At 70.9% G+C, this 17747-nt stretch carries 17 protein-coding genes and 1 tRNA gene; 11 read left to right on the plus strand and 7 right to left on the minus strand.

The features are described 5' to 3' along the window. Window positions 1-149: 149 nt before the first annotated feature. A complete protein-coding gene (locus BJ992_RS31655) occupies window positions 150-1322 on the minus strand; it encodes an AAA family ATPase (protein ID WP_425503718.1) in 1173 nt (390 codons plus the stop codon). A gap of 334 nt (window positions 1323-1656) precedes the next feature. Between BJ992_RS31655 and BJ992_RS31660 the strand changes: the two genes are divergently transcribed. From BJ992_RS31660 to BJ992_RS31675, 4 genes are read left to right on the plus strand one after another with little or no spacing between them, the layout of a single operon-like run. Continuing rightward, complete coding sequence (locus tag BJ992_RS31660; protein ID WP_184987243.1) at window positions 1657-2421, plus strand: M15 family metallopeptidase; 765 nt, start codon at window positions 1657-1659, stop codon at window positions 2419-2421. A gap of 50 nt (window positions 2422-2471) precedes the next feature. Then, on the plus strand, window positions 2472-3095 hold the full coding sequence (locus tag BJ992_RS31665) for a hypothetical protein (protein ID WP_184987245.1): 624 nt from the start codon (window positions 2472-2474) through the stop codon (window positions 3093-3095). Then, a complete protein-coding gene (locus BJ992_RS31670) occupies window positions 3092-3691 on the plus strand; it encodes a hypothetical protein (RefSeq protein WP_184987247.1) in 600 nt (199 codons plus the stop codon). Before BJ992_RS31665 ends, BJ992_RS31670 begins: the two co-directional genes overlap by 4 nt. Next, window positions 3688-4251, plus strand: coding sequence for a hypothetical protein (locus tag BJ992_RS31675; protein ID WP_184987249.1), 564 nt, complete (start codon window positions 3688-3690; stop codon window positions 4249-4251). Before BJ992_RS31670 ends, BJ992_RS31675 begins: the two co-directional genes overlap by 4 nt. On the opposite strand, the gene BJ992_RS31680 is transcribed toward BJ992_RS31675, so the two are convergent. Beyond that, on the minus strand, window positions 4229-5503 hold the full coding sequence (locus BJ992_RS31680) for a hypothetical protein (RefSeq protein ID WP_184987251.1): 1275 nt from the start codon (window positions 5501-5503) through the stop codon (window positions 4229-4231). The two genes, BJ992_RS31675 and BJ992_RS31680, sit on opposite strands and share 23 nt — an antisense overlap. A 63-nt stretch (window positions 5504-5566) precedes the next feature. Here BJ992_RS31680 and BJ992_RS31685 point away from each other — a divergent pair, with 63 nt between their 5' ends. From BJ992_RS31685 to BJ992_RS31700, 4 genes are all read left to right on the plus strand, one after another. After that, on the plus strand, window positions 5567-6445 hold the full coding sequence (locus BJ992_RS31685; RefSeq protein ID WP_184987254.1) for an NUDIX domain-containing protein: 879 nt from the start codon (window positions 5567-5569) through the stop codon (window positions 6443-6445). A gap of 94 nt (window positions 6446-6539) precedes the next feature. After that, the gene (locus BJ992_RS31690; protein WP_184987256.1) at window positions 6540-7568 is read left to right on the plus strand and encodes a permease; all 1029 of its coding nucleotides are present in this window, start codon (window positions 6540-6542) and stop codon (window positions 7566-7568) included. A gap of 5 nt (window positions 7569-7573) precedes the next feature. After that, window positions 7574-8278 (plus strand): TIGR03943 family putative permease subunit, encoded by a 705-nt coding sequence (locus BJ992_RS31695; protein ID WP_246497724.1) that lies wholly within the window; start codon window positions 7574-7576, stop codon window positions 8276-8278. Window positions 8279-8343: 65 nt separating this feature from the next. Continuing rightward, window positions 8344-8430, plus strand: a tRNA-Ser gene (locus BJ992_RS31700). Window positions 8431-8443: 13 nt separating this feature from the next. Here the strand turns inward: BJ992_RS31700 and BJ992_RS31705 are convergent. Then, window positions 8444-10711: a MinD/ParA family ATP-binding protein gene (locus tag BJ992_RS31705; protein ID WP_343072953.1), complete on the minus strand. Its 2268-nt coding sequence runs from the start codon at window positions 10709-10711 to the stop codon at window positions 8444-8446. Between the two features lie 114 nt (window positions 10712-10825). On the opposite strand from BJ992_RS31705, the gene BJ992_RS31710 reads away from it, so the two are divergent. Further along, window positions 10826-11782, plus strand: a complete 957-nt coding sequence (locus BJ992_RS31710; RefSeq protein ID WP_184987261.1) for an NAD(P)H-quinone oxidoreductase — start codon at window positions 10826-10828, stop codon at window positions 11780-11782. 15 nt (window positions 11783-11797) lie between these two features. Further along, on the plus strand, window positions 11798-12316 hold the full coding sequence (locus tag BJ992_RS31715) for a bacterial proteasome activator family protein (protein WP_184987263.1): 519 nt from the start codon (window positions 11798-11800) through the stop codon (window positions 12314-12316). Window positions 12317-12390: 74 nt separating this feature from the next. On the opposite strand, the gene BJ992_RS31720 is transcribed toward BJ992_RS31715, so the two are convergent. Beyond that, on the minus strand, window positions 12391-13209 hold the full coding sequence (locus tag BJ992_RS31720; RefSeq protein ID WP_184987265.1) for an HAD family hydrolase: 819 nt from the start codon (window positions 13207-13209) through the stop codon (window positions 12391-12393). A gap of 234 nt (window positions 13210-13443) precedes the next feature. Between BJ992_RS31720 and BJ992_RS31725 the strand changes: the two genes are divergently transcribed. After that, complete coding sequence (locus BJ992_RS31725; protein WP_184987267.1) at window positions 13444-13647, plus strand: cold-shock protein; 204 nt, start codon at window positions 13444-13446, stop codon at window positions 13645-13647. Window positions 13648-13825: 178 nt separating this feature from the next. Here BJ992_RS31725 and serS read toward each other — a convergent pair whose 3' ends face one another. From serS to BJ992_RS31740, 3 genes are all read right to left on the minus strand, one after another. Further along, complete coding sequence (serS, locus tag BJ992_RS31730; RefSeq protein ID WP_184987268.1) at window positions 13826-15088, minus strand: serine--tRNA ligase; 1263 nt, start codon at window positions 15086-15088, stop codon at window positions 13826-13828. Between the two features lie 57 nt (window positions 15089-15145). Next, window positions 15146-16066 carry a prephenate dehydratase gene (pheA, locus tag BJ992_RS31735; RefSeq protein WP_184987270.1) on the minus strand — a complete coding sequence of 307 codons (921 nt, stop codon included), beginning with the start codon at window positions 16064-16066 and terminating at the stop codon, window positions 15146-15148. A 222-nt stretch (window positions 16067-16288) separates the two neighbouring features. Next, window positions 16289-17434: a glycosyltransferase 87 family protein gene (locus tag BJ992_RS31740; protein ID WP_246496844.1), complete on the minus strand. Its 1146-nt coding sequence runs from the start codon at window positions 17432-17434 to the stop codon at window positions 16289-16291. Between the last annotated feature and the right edge of the window lie 313 nt (window positions 17435-17747).

Here is a 17747-nt window from a genome sequence, read left to right on the forward strand (position 1 = left end):
CACACACATGGTCGCGAGTACGTCTGTCGTGGTGCCGGTCGGCCGACCGCCGATCGGACGGCCGGCACCACGAATTCAGCTCTCTACGGCTCTCTAGCTTCCCCTCTAGAAAGCCGTAGAGAGGCCAATGGGGACGGACACCTCGCGCGCTAGACCGGTTGCGCGCGGAGGAACCGGCCGAAGTGCGGGACGGTGAACGCGATCAGGCCGCGCTCGGCGCTGTAGATCAACCCTTTCTTGATGAGGCTGTCGCGGGCCGGGGACAGGCTGGACGGCTTGCGGCCGAGCCGCTCGGCGACGTCGGCCGTCGGCACCGGCTCGTCGCCGACCGAGGCCATCGCGTGCATGTAGTCGCGCTCGGCGGGGGTGGCGCGCTCGTACCGGCTGCCGAAGAAACCCACGGCGAGCTCCTCCTCGGCCTCGGGAGCGGCCACCCGGACGTCGTCGGCGGTGATGGGGCTGCGCGGTGCGAGATCCCAGGCGACCTTGCCGTACGCCTGGACGAAGTAGGGGTAGCCGTCGGCCGCTTCGTACAGCGCGTCGAGCGCGTCGGGGGTGAACTCGACCTCCTCGCGCTCCGCGGGGGCGATGAGCGCCAGGTCGGCGGCGTCGCGGTCGAGGCGGTCGATGCGCGCGTACCGGAAGAGGCGCTCGGAGTAGCTCTTGCTGGCGCTGAGCACACCCGGCAGGTGAGGAAGGCCCGCGCCGACCACGATCAGCGGGCCGCCGCTCTGGGACAGCTCGTGGCAGGCGGCGCACAGGGCCGAGACGTCGGGGGCCTGGATGTCCTGCATCTCGTCGATGAACAAGGCGATGCCGACGCCGAGGTCGGTGGCCACCGACGCGGCGTCCACGAACAGCTCGGTGAGGTCGATCTCGAGGTCGCCGGAGTCGGCACGGCCCCGGCCGGCCGGGACGTCGATGGCCGGCGACCAGTGGGAGGTGCCTTTGGCGGCGGCCGGGTCACGCATCGCGAAGGCCTTGAGCACGCCGAGGAACTCCTCGATGCGCTCAGGCGCGCGGTGCCGGGGGGCGAGCTCTCGGATGGCCATGTGGAGCGCCGCGGCGACCGGCCGGCGGATCGACTGCTCGGGACGCGCCTCGATCTTGCCGGTGCCCCAGAGCCGCTGGATGGCCATGGACTTGAAGGTGTTGAGCAGCACGGTCTTCCCGACTCCGCGCAGCCCGGTGAGGACCATGCTCCGCTCGGGACGGCCCCGGGCCACCCGCTCCAGCACGACCTCGAACTGTTGCAGCTCACGATCGCGTCCGGCGAGCTCCGGCGGACGCTGCCCCGCACCCGGGGCGTAGGGATTGCGCACGGGGTCCACGCTCTCGGACTGTATGACCGGATATACCGGCCGTCCTAGATTTCCGTAGAAAGGGCTACGGCGTGTCGCGGAGGAGCGTGGCTCTGGAACCAGGCCGGTGACCGTGCGCACGGGTGCAGCGAGCGCCGCCATGGCACACCACCCCTCATCTGGGACCCCTCGGACCGAACCGGTGTTCGATCCGACTGCCAGAACTGTAGCGCCTCTTCGAACACGTGCGCGAGCACTCGCCGGTAAAAGGCACGACACAGACCGGCCACACATCCCTGCCGCCGAGGATCACAATCACGTCACGACCAGTCATGACGCAGCCGTACGCTGGCGTATGCCCGAGATTGGAAAGCCTCGTCACCTGGGTGTCCTGGCCCTGACCTGTGTCGCGGCGGCCGTCACCGCCTGCGGCGGCGCGGGGACCCCCGCGGCCGGCCCCACATCCGCGGCTCCCACGTCCGCTGAGACCACCTCCGCCGAACCCACGACGACCCCGCCGAGCCCGTCACCGTCGCCGTCCCCCACCGGCCCGCCGGAGTTCACCGCCAAGGTCTCCCCCGTCACCGCGAAGGAACTCGGCACGTCCTGGCGTCCCGGCTGCCCCGTCGAGCCGTCCGGCCTGCGCAAGGTCACCATGACCTACTGGGGTTTCGACAAGAAGGCGCACACCGGTGAGCTCATCGTGCACCGCTCGGTGACCGGCGACGTGACCGACATCTTCGGCAAGCTGTACGAATGGCGTTACCCCATCACCCGCATGGAGAACATCGACGCCTACGAGGCCAGCGACTTCGACTCGATCGAGGCCGACAACACCTCCGCCTTCAACTGCCGCAAGGTCACCGGCGGCAGCGGCTGGTCCAAGCACTCCTACGGCAAGGCCATCGACATCAACCCCCGCGAGAACCCCTGGGTGGAGCCGGACGGCTCGGTGGCCCACCGCAACGCCGAACGCTTCGCGACCCGGCCGCTGCGCAAGCCGGGGGTCATCAACCCGGGTGACCGCGTGGTGGACCTGTTCGCCGAGCACGGCTGGGAGTGGGGTGGGTACTTCAACGGAGCCAAGGACTACCAGCACTTCGCCAAGGGTGGCGGCTGATGGAGGATTCGGCCGTATTTGCGGTGGTTTGATGGCTATGATCGCTGGCCGTGACGTCTCGGGAGCTGGTACCGCGGCGGGACGCGCCGCGGCGTAGGGCACCCGGGCCGTGGGTGGTGGTCACGGCCCTGTTGTTCGTGCTGGCCACGGTGCCGGCGCTGGCGTGGCCGGCCGGTGGGCTCGAAGAGGCGCCGCAGGATGTCGCGCGCCGGGGGGCCGGGGAGACGACCACGGGGCAGCGGTTCTCCATCACGCCGCGGAAGGCCGCGTACGTGGAGAAGGACCCGGCGCCAGGGCTCGGGGACGCCAGACCCGGACGGTTCCTGATGCTGGAGACGCGGGTCGAGAACGTGAGCCACGAGACGGCCACGGTGCAGGACCTGGCGCGACGGCTGACCGTGGTCCTGTCCCCCAGCGGGGCCTCGCTCACGTGGCTGGAGAACGGCACCGCGCGGTTCGTTGTCAGGGACGGTCGTCACGACCGCGACCAGCTTCAGCCGGGGCTTCCCGAGCAGGTCGCCATCGTGTACCAGGTGCCGGTACCGCTGCCTGACCCCACCCATGTCGCGGTCACCGTCGAGGACTCCGAGTACAGAGGTGGCTTCCGATCCTCCCTGTCGGAGTGGTGGGCCGGGGAGACGCTGGCGAGGTACGACCTGGAGGTGACGCGATGATCCGCGCGGTCCTCGGGGTGCTGACCGCGGCCTCGCTGTTCGTGGCGATCGTCGTGGTGCAGCGCGCCACCCCGTCCGTCGACCAGCGGTACGGCCCCATCGTCTCGCGAGGCAGGCTCGGCGAGCAGGTCGACACCACCGCGTTCCGGTTCCGGGTGGACCGCGTGCAGCTCGCGACCTCGATCCGCATGACGGACGACTTCGGCTTCGTACGCGACCCGAGCAGCACGTCCGGCGTGTGGGTGGTCGTCTGGGCCACCGTCGTGGCGACACGCGAGGAGATGGCCGTCCAGGGCACCCGGCTTCGCACGCCGGACGGCACGGAGTACCTGGCGAACAGCTCGATCTTCTCCACCTTGGACAAGACGCCGCTCCAGCCGGGGATCCCGATGTACGGGCCCATGCTGTTCGAGATCCCCGAAGACCGGCTGGCCGGGACCTGGCTCGCCGTACGTCGGCACAGCGGCGGCGCGAGAGCCCTTGACACGCTCGGCCCCGCGATCGACGTCGATCTCGGCCTGTCCGCCGAGTACGCCGCGCGTCTGGTGGCCGATGCGCCGCCGTCGCTGACCGTGGGACAGGTGCAGGCGTTGTGAGCCTTCGCGCGAACCTGCTGTACGGCCTCGGCCTGCTGGTGCTCGTCCCCGCGGTGCTCGCCGCCACGGTGCTGCCGTGGCGGGAGAAGTACGTCGCCTTCAGCGGGGAGGGGGCCACGGAGGTCGCAGCCGCGCGAGGCCAGGCGGCCCGGCACGCCGGGGTGGAGTGGCGGCTGGTCGAGGTCGAGGAGAGCCCGCCGAAGGACCCGTCACGGCCGCTGCCGCCGCGCACCAAGATAGCCGTCATGCTGATCTCGGCGCGGCCGCTCACCGAGGCCGCGAGCAAGTGGTTCGGCCAGAAGACCGGTTCCTGCAAGTTCCTCGCCACGGACGCGGCGGGACGCGTCTGGAGCCCGGCGACGCGCAGTGACCTGGTCGAGCGTTCCGACTACGCGATGACCTGCCGCGCCTTCGACGCCGACTACAACATGGTCCCTCTGCCGGTGGGCCGCACCCTCACGATCCAGGTCGTGTACGTCGTGCCGGCCGACGCGTTCCCGACGCTGTCGTCACAGATCCGGCTGTCGCCGGACCCGGTCACGATACGGCTGGCGCGGTAGCCGCGGGAGAAACCCTGTCCCGCGGAGCGGCCGGCCGCGCGGGGACCGCCGCGGGTCCGGCGCGGCGCAGAGCCAGGTCGAAGGCGGCGGCGAGCAGGCAGATCCGCAGCACCTCGTGCAGCAGGTCCACCGGGAAGGTGACCGCACCCTCCCACATCTGCCACCACAGCGTCTCGTGCGGGCCGACGAGCCGGGTCAGGGCCATGAAACCGACGGCGGCGAGGGCTTCGATCATGACGTAGGCGAGACAGAACACCAGGTAGAAGACCAGGCCGCTACGCAGGACGAAACGCAGGCCGTTGGCCACGGGGACGTACTTGTCGCGCAGGCCGCGCGAGAAGAACTCCGCGGTCACCCGCACAGGAGCGGGAAGGCGGCGCCAGAGTCCGGAAAGACGCGGCTCCAGCCGGGTCCCCTCGATGACCTTGGTCTCGTCGGTGACGGAGGACCCGTGAACGACGGCCGCCATCGCGAGCCACACCAGCGGCTGCAGCAGGCCGTCGCCGAGTTCGGCCCGGTAGGGGGCGAGGAAGGCCCACGCCTCCTTCAGCTGCGGCACCAACGGGACCAGGTCGGCGAGCCCGGTGAGATCGGCCCAGAAGACCCGGCCGGTCAGCCAGTCGACGCCGCCGCCGATCCAGTTGCCGAGCGAGATGATGCCGAAGTACATCCACATGCACTCCAGCACGCTGTTGCCGAAGCCGAGCAGGCGGTTGCCGAACGTGTCGTACAGGCGCTCGCAGCCGGCCTTCAACCCGTAGATGACGAGCGTGACGACGACGATCAGCACGTTGACGTCCATCAGGTCCAGCAGCACGGCGCCGGCCTCGGGGTCGATCTCGGGACGCATCTCGGTGAACAGGCGCAGGAAGGCGCGTACGTCCTCGACGAACAGGCCCCACGCGCTGTAGAAGACCAGGAACGGCAGCAGTGTGTGCGCGATGGCGTCGACGAGGCGGCGTTCCCGCTGGTCCTGGGTGAGTGTCGTGTTCGTGACGGTGCCGAGTGCGCGGCCCACGGTGTTGAGCATCGCGATGTACGCGGCGAGGGTGACGAGGACGCCGAGGCTGAGGACGGCGAAGCCGGCGTAGGCCTGCCAGCCTCGGGGCTCCGACAGGCGGACGGCCAGCAGCAGGACGCCTTGGTGGGCCAGGCGGCCGAGCGTGTAGAAGAAGGCGAGGGGCAGGAACAGGCGTGCCGCCAGCCGTACCGTGTCGTACGGCAGGCGGATCGGGGAGAGTGAACCGTCCATCGCGTGTCGGATGCTAGCGAACCCCGGAGTGCGCGGACGGGTGGTTGCGGCAGGATGGAAGATGTGGCGTCCGGGGATGGAGACGGTTGGGCTCTGTGCGCTGAGGGGCACAGGCACTGGGGGCTGCACGGCGCCTCGGGGTTGCTGGCCGTCCACTTCGACTCAGGCGGCGTGCCGCACGTGCTGATGCAGCACCGCGCGTTGTGGAGCCACCACGGGGGGACGTGGGGGTTGCCGGGGGGTGCGCTGGACAGCCATGAGGACGCGGTGTCCGGGGCTCTGCGGGAGGCGCTCGAAGAGGCGGCGCTGCTGGCCGACGCGCTGCGGGTGCTCGGGGTGTACACCGACGACCACGGCGGCTGGTCGTTCCAGACCGTGATCGCCGAGGCGGCCTCGCTGCTGCCTGCCGTCCCGGCCAACGGCGAGAGCATCGCGCTGCGGTGGCTGCCGGCCGACGAGGTCGGCGGTGAGCAATTGCATCCGGGGTTCGCGCGGACGTGGCCGAAGATCCGTCCCGCGCTGCCACCGTCCGTCGTGGTGCTGGACGCCGCCAACATCGTCGGCGCGCGGGCCGAGCACGGCTGGTGGCGGGACCGCGCGGCGGCGGCGCGGCGGCTGCGGGACGCGGTGGACGCGGCCGCGGAGCAGGGGCTGCGTCCGCCGGAGGGGTTCCCCGCGCCGGCCACGTGGTTCCCGCGGGTGGTGATGGTGGTCGAGGGACGCGCCAGGGGGCTCACGCCGGTCCGGCGTGTCGAGGTGGTGGAGGCGCCTGGCGAGGGGGACGACACGATCGCCGGCACGGTGCGGGAGATCAGGGAGAACAGGCCGCACGAGAAGGTGCTGGTGGTGACGGCGGACCGTGAGCTGCGGCGCCGGGTGACGGCGCTCGGCGCCGAGGTGGCGGGGCCGGGTTGGCTGCTTGGGCAACTTCCAGCAACATGACGGGTGTAGCGTCGGGGGACGTAGAACGACTACCAAGGCGGCCGTTTTGCCTGTAGCTCCTCCCAGATACCGCTATTTCGTACTGAATCACTAGATGAACGACCGAAGTACCCTCGACTGGGCAGCCGAGCCGGACAGCCCTGTCCCGCCGCCGACGTGGGGCAGGCGTGCCCCGGAGGCGCAGGTCCTCCCTTGGGTGTTCGTGGCCCTGGTCGGGTTCCTCTTGCTCGGCAACCTGCTGCTCGCCCCCCACCTGACCGCACCCGCGCTGCGCACCTGGTCCACGATCTTCGTGGCGATCTGCGTGCAGGCCGTGCCGTTCCTCGTGTTCGGCGTGGCGCTCTCCGCCGCGATCACGACGTTCGTCCCCCGGTCGCTGTGGACACGGCTGCTGCCGGCCAAGCCGTACGCGGCGGTACCGGTCGCCGGAGCGGCCGGCGTGGTGCTTCCCGGCTGCGAGTGCGCCTCGGTGCCGGTGGCCGCGGGGCTGATGGCCCGGGGGGTCACCCCGGCGGCGGCCCTGGCGTTCCTGCTGTCGTCACCCGCGGTCAACCCGGTCGTGCTCGTGGCGACCGCGGTGGCGTTCCCCGGCCGGCCCGAGATGGTGCTGGCCAGGTTCGCCGCCTCGCTCGCCGTGGCCGTACTGGCGGGCTGGCTGTGGCAACTGCTCGGCCGGCCCGGCCTGCTGCGCGTGCCGGTGCGGCCCGAGGTGGCGGGGAGGTCGCGCGTCGCGTCGTTCGTCGCGGCCATGCGGCACGACCTGCTGCACGCCGGCGGGTTCCTGGTCGTCGGCGGCCTGACCGCCGCCACACTCAACGTCGTCGTGCCGCGCTCCTGGCTGGACGCGGTCGCCGGCAATCCCTGGCTGTCGGTGCTGGTGCTCGCGGTGCTCGCCGTCGTGCTGTCCATCTGCTCCGAGGCCGACGCCTTCGTCGCGGCGTCGCTGACGGCGTTCTCCCCCACCGCCAAGCTCGCGTTCCTCGTGGTGGGGCCCATGGTCGACCTGAAGCTGATCGCGCTCCAGGCGGGGACGTTCGGCCGCGCGTTCGCGGCGCGGTTCGTGCCGCTGACGTTCACGCTCGCGATCGCCATGAGCGTGCTGGCGGGGTGGGTGCTGCTGTGAACCGCATGGCCCAGGGCCTCGTGCTCACCCTGCTCGGCGGCGCGCTGCTGCGGGTGTCCGCCTTCTCCACCATCTACCTGAACTACGTCAGACCCGGTTTCCGGCCGTTCCTGATCACCGCAGGGGTCGTCGTCCTCGTGCTCGGCGTGCACGGCCTGGTGCAGGAGTGGCGGCGGCCGTACGCGCCGCGCGAGAAGGGACACGACGACCACGGGCCGGGGGTGGCGTGGCTGCTCTGCCTGCCGGTCGTCGCCATCTTCCTCATCTCACCCCCCGCGCTCGGCGCCTTCGCCGCGGGACGCGACGAGACGCCGCAGGCCAGACCCACCGCCGCCACCGGTTCGTACGCGGCGCTCACGACCCGGGGGCCGGCCGCCATGCCGCTCGGCGAGTTCATCGGCCGTGCCTGGGGTGACCAGCACGCGTCACTCAGGGACCGGCAGGTCAGACTCGCCGGGTTCGTGACGCCGTCGAGGAAACACGGCCAGTGGTACCTCACCCGCATGCAGCTGCGGTGCTGCGCCGCGGACGCGTTCCCGCTGCGGGTCGGCGTGCTCGGCGTCCCCGCACCCAAGATCGACACCTGGGTCGAGGTCACCGGCACGTGGGTGCCGACGCCGTACGACCGGATCCCCGCAGGCACCGTGGCCCCGGAGCTGCGCGCGACCTCGGTGGTCACGATCGCGCAGCCGGACGAGCCCTACGAGTGACGGCCCCAGCGGGCCCGCCTCGCGCGCGGGAGGCCGTCCGGCACCGCTATCGTTGGTGTCGCACGGGAGGGTTCGCATAGTGGACGAGTGCAGCCGCCTTGAAAGCGGCCAGGCCGGCGACGGTCTCGTGGGTTCGAATCCCACACCCTCCGCTCTCACGGCGCGTCAGCCCGACGCACCGCCGAAGCCGTCACCCACCGAGGCCGCGAGCAGCATGTAGGCCTCCCGCGTGGCGGGCTGCAACCGGTCCAGGTCGATCTCGGCCCCCTCCTCAAGGTGGGGGTCGTACGGCACCCTGATCACCGCGCGGCAGCGGGCCGCGAAGTGCGCCTCCAGCTTGTCCAGGTCGATGGCCGACTTCGAGCGGGGCCGCACACTGCACAGCACCACGGTCGCGGCCTTCACCAGGTCGCCGTAGTGGTGGGCCTCCAGCCAGTCCAGGGTCGCCGACGCGGCCCGCGCGCCGTCCACCGAAGGTGAGCTGACCAGCACGAGCTGGTCGGCGAGGCCGAGCACACCGGACATCGCCGAGTGGAGCAGGCCGGTGCCGCAGTCGGTGATGCAGATCGAGTAGAAGTTCTCCAGGACCTGCGCGACGCTCTGATAGTCGGAGGCGCTGAACGCCTCGGAGACCGACGGGTCGCGGTCGGACGCGAGGATCTCCAGCCGGGACGGCGCCTGCGAGGTGAACGCTCTGATGTCGACGTACCTCTTGATCTGCTGCCGCTCGTTGAGCAGGTCGCGGACCGTCGCCGAGGTCTCGAGCTCCACCTTGTCCGACAGGGTGCCGCGGTCGGGGTTGGCGTCCACCGCGATCACGCGGTCGCCGCGCACGGACGCCAGGGTGGCGCCGAGTCCGACGGTGGTGGTCGTCTTGCCGACACCGCCTTTCAGGCTCAGCACCGCGACACGGTGGTGGCCCGTGGCGACGGGGGTGCGGGCCCGGGTGAGCAGCTCGCGGCGGCGGCGGACCTCCGGCGACTCACCCGGCTTGATCAGGCCGGCGGAGGCCTTGAAGACCAGACGGCGCCAGCCGCTCGCCGGAGCGTTCCTGCGGCCTCGCAGCAGGGACACCGGGTCGAGGCTGTCGGCGCTCGGCCGAGGCGGCGCACCGGTCTTGGGGGTGCCGCGGCGTGCCGGGGCGCCGAAGGACGGCTGCGGAGCGGCGGGAGCGGGACGGCCGCGGCGCGGACGGTACGGCTCGCGCTCCTCGCTCTCGCCGGAGGTCTCCTCGCGGGCCGCGGGCTTCTCGGGCTCGGCGGCCGGCGCGGGCTGTGGTGCCTGAGGCGGCGTCACCGGAGCCTCGGCGGCCGGCGCCGTTGCGGGGGGTGTCGTGGCGGGGGGTGCGGTGAACGGGTCCGGTCGCTCTGCCTCGGTGGCGCGGCCGGTGAACGGGTCCGGCCGTTCGGTCTCGGTCGTGGCGCGGCCGGCGAGCGGTCCGCGGGGGACGACGACGGCCTCCTCGTCGGTGCCGGCGGCGAACTTGTTGAAACGTTCCTGCTCGGGGTCGCTCTCCTCGGCCCGCGGCGTTTCCTCGGCCGGTGCGGGCTTCTCCGCGACCGGCGGCTCCAGGTGGCGGGTCTCGTCGGGCCGGGCCTCACCGGACCTGGTGGCGGGAAGCGCGGCCTCAAGCCAGCCGCGTACCGGCTGCTCACCGGTCTGGGGCTCCGGCGGACGCTGCGTGCCGGTGTCCGCGCTCGGCGTGAGCGGCCCCGGAGGCAGCCAGCCGGTGCCGGTCTCGACCGGGGGATCGTCGAACGAACCGAAGGTGAAGCTGTCGGTGTCGTCGCTGACGGCCTGCTGCTCCTTGGCCGGCTCCTGCGACTCGCCGAACGCGCCGCCACCCCGGGACGCGCCGGGGGACCCGAACGCTCCGCCACCGGACGGCGCGGGCCGGTCGGCGAACGCGCCGAGACCGCGGGACGACTCACCGAAGGCGCCACCTGAGGGCCGCTCCTGCGTGCCGCGGTCACCGAGCGCGCCGCCGGCCGGCCGCTCGCCGAAGCCACCGCTGGAGCGCTCCCCGAAGGCGCCGCCGGACGACGGCGTCTGCCGCTCGCCGAACGGGCCGCCGCCGGTGCGTTCACCGGGGGTGGGCTGTTCGCCGGTGCTCGTCCGTGACAGCGGCTCGGACGCCGCGGTGATCGGCGCGGAGAACGGCTCCGGCTCCGCCGGTTCCGGTGCGGAGAACGGCTCGGGTTCCGCGGGTTTCCGCGGGTGAGCGGTGTCGGCGGCGGCGCGCAGCAGCGGTGACGACGACGCGGGTGGCCCGCTCGGGATGTGGGCCCAGGGGTCCTTGGGGTACGGCGAGGCCGCGGCCTCCTCCGGGGTGACGGCGTCGGAGAGGGAGTCGTCCTCGTTCTCCTTGATGGCGTCAAGCCAGGCGAGTTGCTCCTCCAGGGAATGAGGATCCTCGCGATCGTGTCTTGCCACCGTGTTCCCCCTCGGGACTGGGCTAAAGGGGCAGCAAATAGAATGAAGATTACCGCCCGCTATCACACGCAACGCGGTCAACCGCCGATCTCGCTACCCGGATAGTTTGGGCACATGCACGCGATCGTCGTCACCGAGCCGGGCGGACCCGAGGTACTGGAGTGGCGTGAGGTGCCAGAGCCCCGCCCCGGGCCTGGCGAACTGGTCATCACTGTGGCCGCCGCCGGGCTCAACCGCGCCGACCTTCTGCAGCGGCAGGGCTTCTACCCGCCGCCGCCAGGCGCCTCCTCTGTGCTGGGGCTGGAATGCTCCGGGGTGGTCACCGAGATCGGTGAGAACGTCATGGGGTTCGCACCCGGCGACGAGGTGTGCGCGTTGCTCGCCGGCGGTGGCTACGCGGAGAAGGTCGTGGTGCCGTGGGAGCAGGTGCTGCCGGCCCCTGAGGGGGTCCCGCTCGTCGAGGCCGCCGCGCTGCCTGAGGTCGCGTGCACCGTGTGGTCCAACGTCTTCATGGCGGCGCGGCTGCGCCGTGGCGAGACGCTGCTGGTGCACGGCGGCGGTGGCGGCATCGGCACGTTCGCGCTCCAGCTCGCCAAGGCCTTCGGTTCACGGGTGGCGGTCACGACCGGCGGCCCCGAGAAGGCCGCGCGGTGCCGCGAGCTCGGCGCCGACCAGGTGATCGACTACCGCGAGGAGGACTTCGCCGAGCTGGTCGAGGCGGACGTGATCCTCGACGTGATCGGCGCGAAGTACCTGAGCAGGAACCTCAAGGCGCTGAACAGCGGGGGCCGGCTCGTGGTGATCGGCATGCAAGGCGGCACCAAGGGAGAGCTCGATCTCGGCGTGCTGACCGGCAAGCGGGCCACCGTCATCGGCACCCGGCTGCGTGACCGGCCGGTCGCGGAGAAGGGGACGATCGTGCGCGGGGTCCGCGACAACGTCTGGCCGCTGGTGGCGGCCGGAGCCGTACGGCCGGTGGTCGACACGATCGTCCCGATGGAGGAGGCGGCGCGGGCCCACCGCCTGATGGAATCCGGTTCCCACATCGGGAAAGTCCTGTTGGCGAGGTGAGCTAGGTTGAGTTTCATGAATGCTGAGGAGAGCAAGCCGCACATCCTGGTCGTGGGCCCGCAGGGCCTGTCGGTCGAGGGGCAGGGTGACGAGCCCGAGGAGCGGCCGGTCGCCGAGCTGGTGGAACAGCCGGCCAAAGTGATGCGGATCGGCAGCATGATCCGGCAGCTCCTCGAAGAGGTGCGGGCGGCCCCCCTGGACGAGGCGAGCCGCAAACGGCTCAAGGACATCCATGCCAGCTCCATCAAGGAGCTTGAGGACGGCCTGGCGCCTGAGCTCGTGGAAGAGCTCGAGCGCCTCTCTTTGCCGTTCGCGGACGGCGAAGGCAGCCCGACGCCGAGCGACGCCGAGCTGCGTGTGGCGCACGCTCAGCTCGTCGGGTGGCTCGAAGGCCTCTTCCACGGCATCCAGACCACGTTGTTCGCGCAGCAGATGGCCGCACGCGCTCAGCTGGAGCAGATGCGGCGCGCGCTGCCGGGTGGCGTGTCCCAGGGTGAGGAGCAACCCCACCGCTCCTCCGGCCCTTATCTGTGAGCCTGTAAGCCTTTGCGGCTGCGCGGCCGGCTCCGAGACGGCCGCACCCCGGCGTCGCCGGTGCCGAAGGCCGCTCAGGGCCGTTCAGGCGGTGTCACGCCGAAGAGCCGTTCGAGTACGGCGGCCACACCGTCCTCGTCGTTCGCCGCCGTCACGTGGGTGACGGCGGCGAGCACGTCCGGATGCGCGTTGGCCACGGCGTAGGCCGTGCCGGCCCAGCTCAGCATGGGGAGATCGTTCGGCATGTCGCCGAACGCCACCACGTCCGCCTGGCCGATCATGTGGCGGCCCGCCAGCCGCGCCAACGCCGTCGCCTTGGTGACGCCGTGCGCGCTCATCTCGATCAGGGCCCGTCCGCTGGAGTGCGTGGCGGTGAGCAGATCGCCGACGACCTCCTCGACGCGCAGGTGCAGCAGATCGGGGTCCATGTCGTTGTGGAAGGCCAGCAGCTTGGCGCAGGGCCGTGAGGTGAGGGTCGAGACCCCGACCCGCAGGCCTGAGGTCTCCTGCCTGTCCCAGCGGCCGAGCCCGAAGCCGCTCTCGTGCGCGAAGCCGCCTTCGTACTCCACCGAGAAGCTCAGGCCGGGGAGCCGCTCGCGCAGCCGTCCCACCGCCTCGGTGAGCACTTCGGCCTCGATCAGGTGGGACTCGACGATGCGTTCGGTGTGCAGGTCGTAGACCAGTGCCCCGTTGGCGCAGATCGCGAGACCGCGGTGGCGCACCGCACCCGCCACGGTGGCCATCCAGCGTGGCGGCCTGCCTGTGACGAACACGAGCTTCGCGCCGGCCTCCTCCACGCGCGCGAACGCCGCCGCGGTGCGCGGGGAGACGCTGCCGTCCGAGCGCAGGGCGGTGCCGTCCAGGTCGGTGGCGACGAGTCTGGGGCTGACCATAACAAGCTCCAGTTTGCCTCCCCCTGGCGGTGCGGCCACCACCGGAGTCCCGGAAAAGAATCTCGCGTGAGGGGGAACAAAGGCTCTCCGATAGTGTTAGATGTGGTGGCGTTGTATTAGCTGAACCCGATGTGCAGAACCAGCTTGACTGTCTGAGCGGCCCCGGGTAGCTGTGCGACACAACCCGGGGTTCGCGAGGTGTGAACCCCCAGATCAATCGCAGGGAGAGCTTTAATGGCTCAGGGAACCGTCAAGTGGTTCAACGCCGAGAAGGGCTACGGCTTCATCGCTCCGGACGATGACGCTCCGGATGTGTTCGTGCACTTCTCCGAGATCGTAGGCAGCGGCTACCGTAGCCTCGAAGACGGCCAGCGTGTCGAGTTCGAGGTCACACAGGGGCAGAAGGGCCCGCAGGCGTCGCAGGTCCGCGCCGTCTGACCACTGACACACAGTAGGCGGAGTTCGCGTTTACGCGACCTCCGCCTTTGTGTTCCATAGGGCGCACTAACTACGGAAAGTGGACATAAGTCAACATAACTCTCAGGGAGTGGCCGCTTACCGGAGAACACCTGGATAAGCGGCCGAGCCTCCCTGGGCTGACCGGCCGGTCGAACAGTTACTTGACCGGTTCCAGAACGTCCAGCCCGACGTACGGCCGCAGCGCCTGCGGCACCACCACCGAGCCGTCGGCCTGCTGGTGGTTCTCCAGGATCGCGACGATCCACCGGGTCGTCGCGAGCGTGCCGTTGAGCGTGGCGACGTGCCGCGGCTTCTCCTCGCCGTCCCGGTAACGCACCGACAGCCGGCGGGCCTGGAACTCGGTGCAGTTGGACGTCGAGGTCAGCTCCAGATAGCGGTTCTGCGTCGGCAGCCACGCCTCGCAGTCGAACTTGCGCGCCGCCGACGAGCCGAGGTCACCCGTCGCCACGTCGATCACGCGGTACGGCAACTCGGCCTTGGCGAGCATCTCGCGCTCCCACGCCAGCAGCCGCGCGTGCTCCTCCTGCGACTCCTCGGGCCGGCAGTAGGAGAACATCTCGACCTTGTCGAACTGGTGCACCCGGATGATGCCCCGCGTGTCCTTGCCGTACGAGCCGGCCTCGCGGCGGAAGCACGAGGACCACCCGGCGTACCGCAGCGGCAGCGACCGGCCGTCCAGGATCTCGTTCCAGTGGTAGGCCGCCAGCGGGGCCTCGGACGTGCCGACGAGGTACAGGTCGTCGGCCTCCAGGCGGTACACCTCGGAGGCGTGCGCGCCGAGGAAGCCGGTGCCGGCCATCGCCTCGGGCTTCAGCAGCACCGGGGTGATCATGGGGGTGAAGCCGGCCTCGATCGCCTGCTGCATCGCCATGTTGAGCAGGCCGAGCTGCAACCGTGCGCCGACACCCTTGAGGAAGAAGAAACGGGCACCTGAGACCTTGGCGCCGCGCTCGGTGTCGATGGCGCCGAGCATCTCGCCGAGCTCCAGATGGTCGCGCGGCGTGAACCCGAAGCTCGGACGCTCCCCGACCTCCTCAAGGACGACGTAATCGTCCTCGCCGCCGACCGGGGCGGCCTGCTCGACGATGTTGGGGACGCTCATCGACAACGAGTCCAGCTCGCGGCCGAGCCGCTCGGACTCGGCCTCGGCACCCTTCACACCGGCGGCGAGCTCCTTGGCGCGGGCCAGCAGTGCGGCGCGCTCGTCACCTGAGGACGTGGACACCGACTTGCCGACGCTCTTCTGCTCGGCGCGCAGCGCCTCGTAGCCGCTCAGAGCGGAGCGGCGGCGCTCCTCAAGGTCGAGCAGCGTGTCGACGACGGAATCGTCCTCACCGCGGGCACGCTGCGACGCCCGTAGCCGGTCGGGGTCCTCACGAAGGGTACGCAGGTCAATCACACGACAAAGGCTACCGAGGTTCGCGGCGCTCCCGCGCGCGGAAACCCGGCACCGGGGTCACACGCGACCCGAACGCACCCACGCCAGCCAGTCGGCCGCCTCGGCGAACTCGGCGTTCGACGTGCCGTTCCTCGGCTCAGGGGACAGCCGGTCGGCCCGCGGATAACTACCGAGGAACCGGACGTCCGACGACAGCCGGTGCAGGCCGGACAGCGCCTCGCCGACCCTCGCGTCGGCGACGTGGCCCTCGGCGTCGAAGTGGAAGAAATACCGGCCGATGCCGTCACCGGTGGGACGAGACTCGATGCGGGTCAGGTTGACGCCGCGCACCGCGAACTCACTCAGCATCTCCAGCAGAGCACCCGGGTGGTCGTCGTTGAGGAACGCCACCAGTGACGTGCGGTCGGCCCCCGTCGGCTCAGGCAGCGGCCCCGGAGGGGCGACCTTCACGAAACGGGTCACCGTGTCGTCCCGGTCGCCGATGCGTGAGGCCAGCTCCACCAGACCGTAGTGCTCCCCCGCGATCGCCGGGCCGACCGCCGCGTCGTACGGCGAACCCGGCATGGACACCTCCATCGCGGCACCCGCCGTCGACGGCGCGGCGACCACCACCGCGTCCGGCAACTCACGTGCGAGGAAGCCCCGGCACTGGGTGATCGCGGCCGGGTGCGTGTAGACCCGCTTGATCTGCGGCATCTCGGTCCCGGGCCTCGCGAGCAGCGAGAACTCGACCGGCAGCAGGACCTCGGCCGAGATCAGCAGCGGCTCCCCCCAGGCCAGCTCGTCGAGCGTGACCGTGATGGCCCCCTCGACGGAGTTCTCCAACGGCACGACCGCCGCCATGGCCTCGCCACCCCGCGCGGCCTCGAGGGCCGCCGTGACGTTCGCGCAGGGCAGACCCTCGGCGTCCGGCGCGAGGATCCGCAGCGCGGCCTCGCAGAAGGTGCCCTCCGGGCCGAGGTAGGCGAGTTTCTGCATAACAGCAGGTTACCGGCCGGCACCACCACCACACGCGGGAATTACGTCCACCACCCCTCCGAGCCGTGGCCAACCGGGGTCCCGTCCCCCGACCCCACCCCTTCCCTACGGCCGCACAACGGCGCGGCACCCGTCCCCACCGCCACCCGGTAGCACCACGGTGCGGCACCCGTCCCCGCCGTCCTGTCGCCAGGAAGCGTGGTCCGATGGCCGCGGCGACTCCTACGCCTGCGACGCTCCAGGCCGTTCCTGGACGGGGGAACCGGGGATCGGTGACATCACTTCCTGTCCCGTCGGTTCCCTTTCCTTCGTACGCCGGATGAGGAGCCACAGCAGGACGAGCGCGCCGAGGCCGAAGGCGTCCTGAACGATCCGGCCGGCGACCGGGCTGAGCACCGGGATCTCGGCCGCACGGAGCGCCACCCCCCACCACGGGATCGGCACCACGTAGTAGAGCCAGGCCCCCGCCGCGAGCCAGAGCCGTCCCGGCCGTACCCTGCCGTCCCAGGGCCCCGCGAGGGCCGCCAGCACGACCACCACCCAGGCGAAGTGGTGGATCCACGCCACCGGCGAGATCAGCACGGCCATCAGCCCGGTCAGCGCCACCGCCGTCAGCCGGTCCCCCGCGAGCAGGGCCCGCCGCGCGTACGTGAACCCGTACCAGGCGACCACGGCCGCCAGGACCAGCCACAGTCCCGCCGTGACCCCGTCCGGCAGATAGAGGCGCAACAGCATGCCGCGGATCGACTGGTTGGTGGTGGCGTTGTTGGCCCCGAGCCGTTCGGAGTCCAGCAGCGCGCCGAACCAGAACCCCGCCGCGTCGTCCGGGATCACCAGGAACGGGAGCGCGGTCAGCAGCGTCGCCGTGAACACGGCCATGAAGAACGCCTTGCGCTGCTCGTCCCTGCCCCCCGTCCCGAAGCCCGTGATCAGCAGATAGATCAGGAAAACCCCAGGCGTCAGCTTGACCGCCGTGGCCAGCCCGATCAGCAACCCCCGAGGCCACCAAGGCCGCCGCGCCATGCAATCGGCCACACACAACATCACCAACAGGACGTCCACCTGCCCGAACCGCACCTGGTCCCTGACCGGCATCAGATAGGCCGCCAGCACCACCACCCCCGCCACCGCCAGCGGCATTCCCCACCCAAGCCGCGAAACCACCTCACGACAGCAGTACCAGACCGTCACCCCGAGACAGAGAAAAACCCCCGCGATCCACCCCCACTGCGCCACCGGCCACGACACCAAACCCAACGGCACGGCCAGCATCGCCGCCACCGGCGGATACGTGAACGGCAACAACTGCGGCGCCGGCGTGACCACCTCGTACACCGGCACCCCTTGAAGCAGCGCCAGCCCTCCCATCCGATACACATCAAGATCAACAACCCGCTGATCCCCCGGATTGGACAGCCAGTACCAGACCACCGGCCAAACAGCCACCCCAACCCCCAGCACCCCTCCGAAGAGGGACGCCATCCACCTCCCACCATGTCTCACGACGACGCAGGCTACCCTGCCGCAACCAGCCGACCGAACCACGACCTCCACCGGCACCCCCTCCGTACAGAGGCGCCGGATTCGCCAGCCCGGTTCCCCATCGCGTCGGCGCCGCCGTACGGCGGGGAACGGTCGATATCCACAGCGGGTCGGTCGTCCACAGGTGCGCGCCGCCTGG

Origin of the sequence: Sphaerisporangium rubeum (genome assembly GCF_014207705.1) — a bacterium.
GTDB classification, from domain to species: domain Bacteria; phylum Actinomycetota; class Actinomycetes; order Streptosporangiales; family Streptosporangiaceae; genus Sphaerisporangium; species Sphaerisporangium rubeum.

Bases quoted from the DNA above. Each gene is read 5' to 3' on its own strand.
- BJ992_RS31670 (WP_184987247.1), top strand. From the start codon at position 3,092: ATGATCCGCGCGGTCCTCGGGGTGCTGACCGCGGCCTCGCTGTTCGTG.
- BJ992_RS31695 (WP_246497724.1), top strand. From the start codon at position 7,574: ATGGCCCAGGGCCTCGTGCTCACCCTGCTCGGCGGCGCGCTGCTGCGG.
- BJ992_RS31715 (WP_184987263.1), top strand. From the start codon at position 11,798: ATGAATGCTGAGGAGAGCAAGCCGCACATCCTGGTCGTGGGCCCGCAG.
- BJ992_RS31710 (WP_184987261.1), top strand. From the start codon at position 10,826: ATGCACGCGATCGTCGTCACCGAGCCGGGCGGACCCGAGGTACTGGAG.
- BJ992_RS31690 (WP_184987256.1), top strand. From the start codon at position 6,540: ATGAACGACCGAAGTACCCTCGACTGGGCAGCCGAGCCGGACAGCCCT.
- BJ992_RS31660 (WP_184987243.1), top strand. From the start codon at position 1,657: ATGCCCGAGATTGGAAAGCCTCGTCACCTGGGTGTCCTGGCCCTGACC.
- BJ992_RS31680 (WP_184987251.1), bottom strand. From the start codon at position 5,503: ATGGACGGTTCACTCTCCCCGATCCGCCTGCCGTACGACACGGTACGG.
- BJ992_RS31740 (WP_246496844.1), bottom strand. From the start codon at position 17,434: ATGGGAGGGCTGGCGCTGCTTCAAGGGGTGCCGGTGTACGAGGTGGTC.
- BJ992_RS31725 (WP_184987267.1), top strand. From the start codon at position 13,444: ATGGCTCAGGGAACCGTCAAGTGGTTCAACGCCGAGAAGGGCTACGGC.
- BJ992_RS31720 (WP_184987265.1), bottom strand. From the start codon at position 13,209: ATGGTCAGCCCCAGACTCGTCGCCACCGACCTGGACGGCACCGCCCTG.
- pheA (WP_184987270.1), bottom strand. From the start codon at position 16,066: ATGCAGAAACTCGCCTACCTCGGCCCGGAGGGCACCTTCTGCGAGGCC.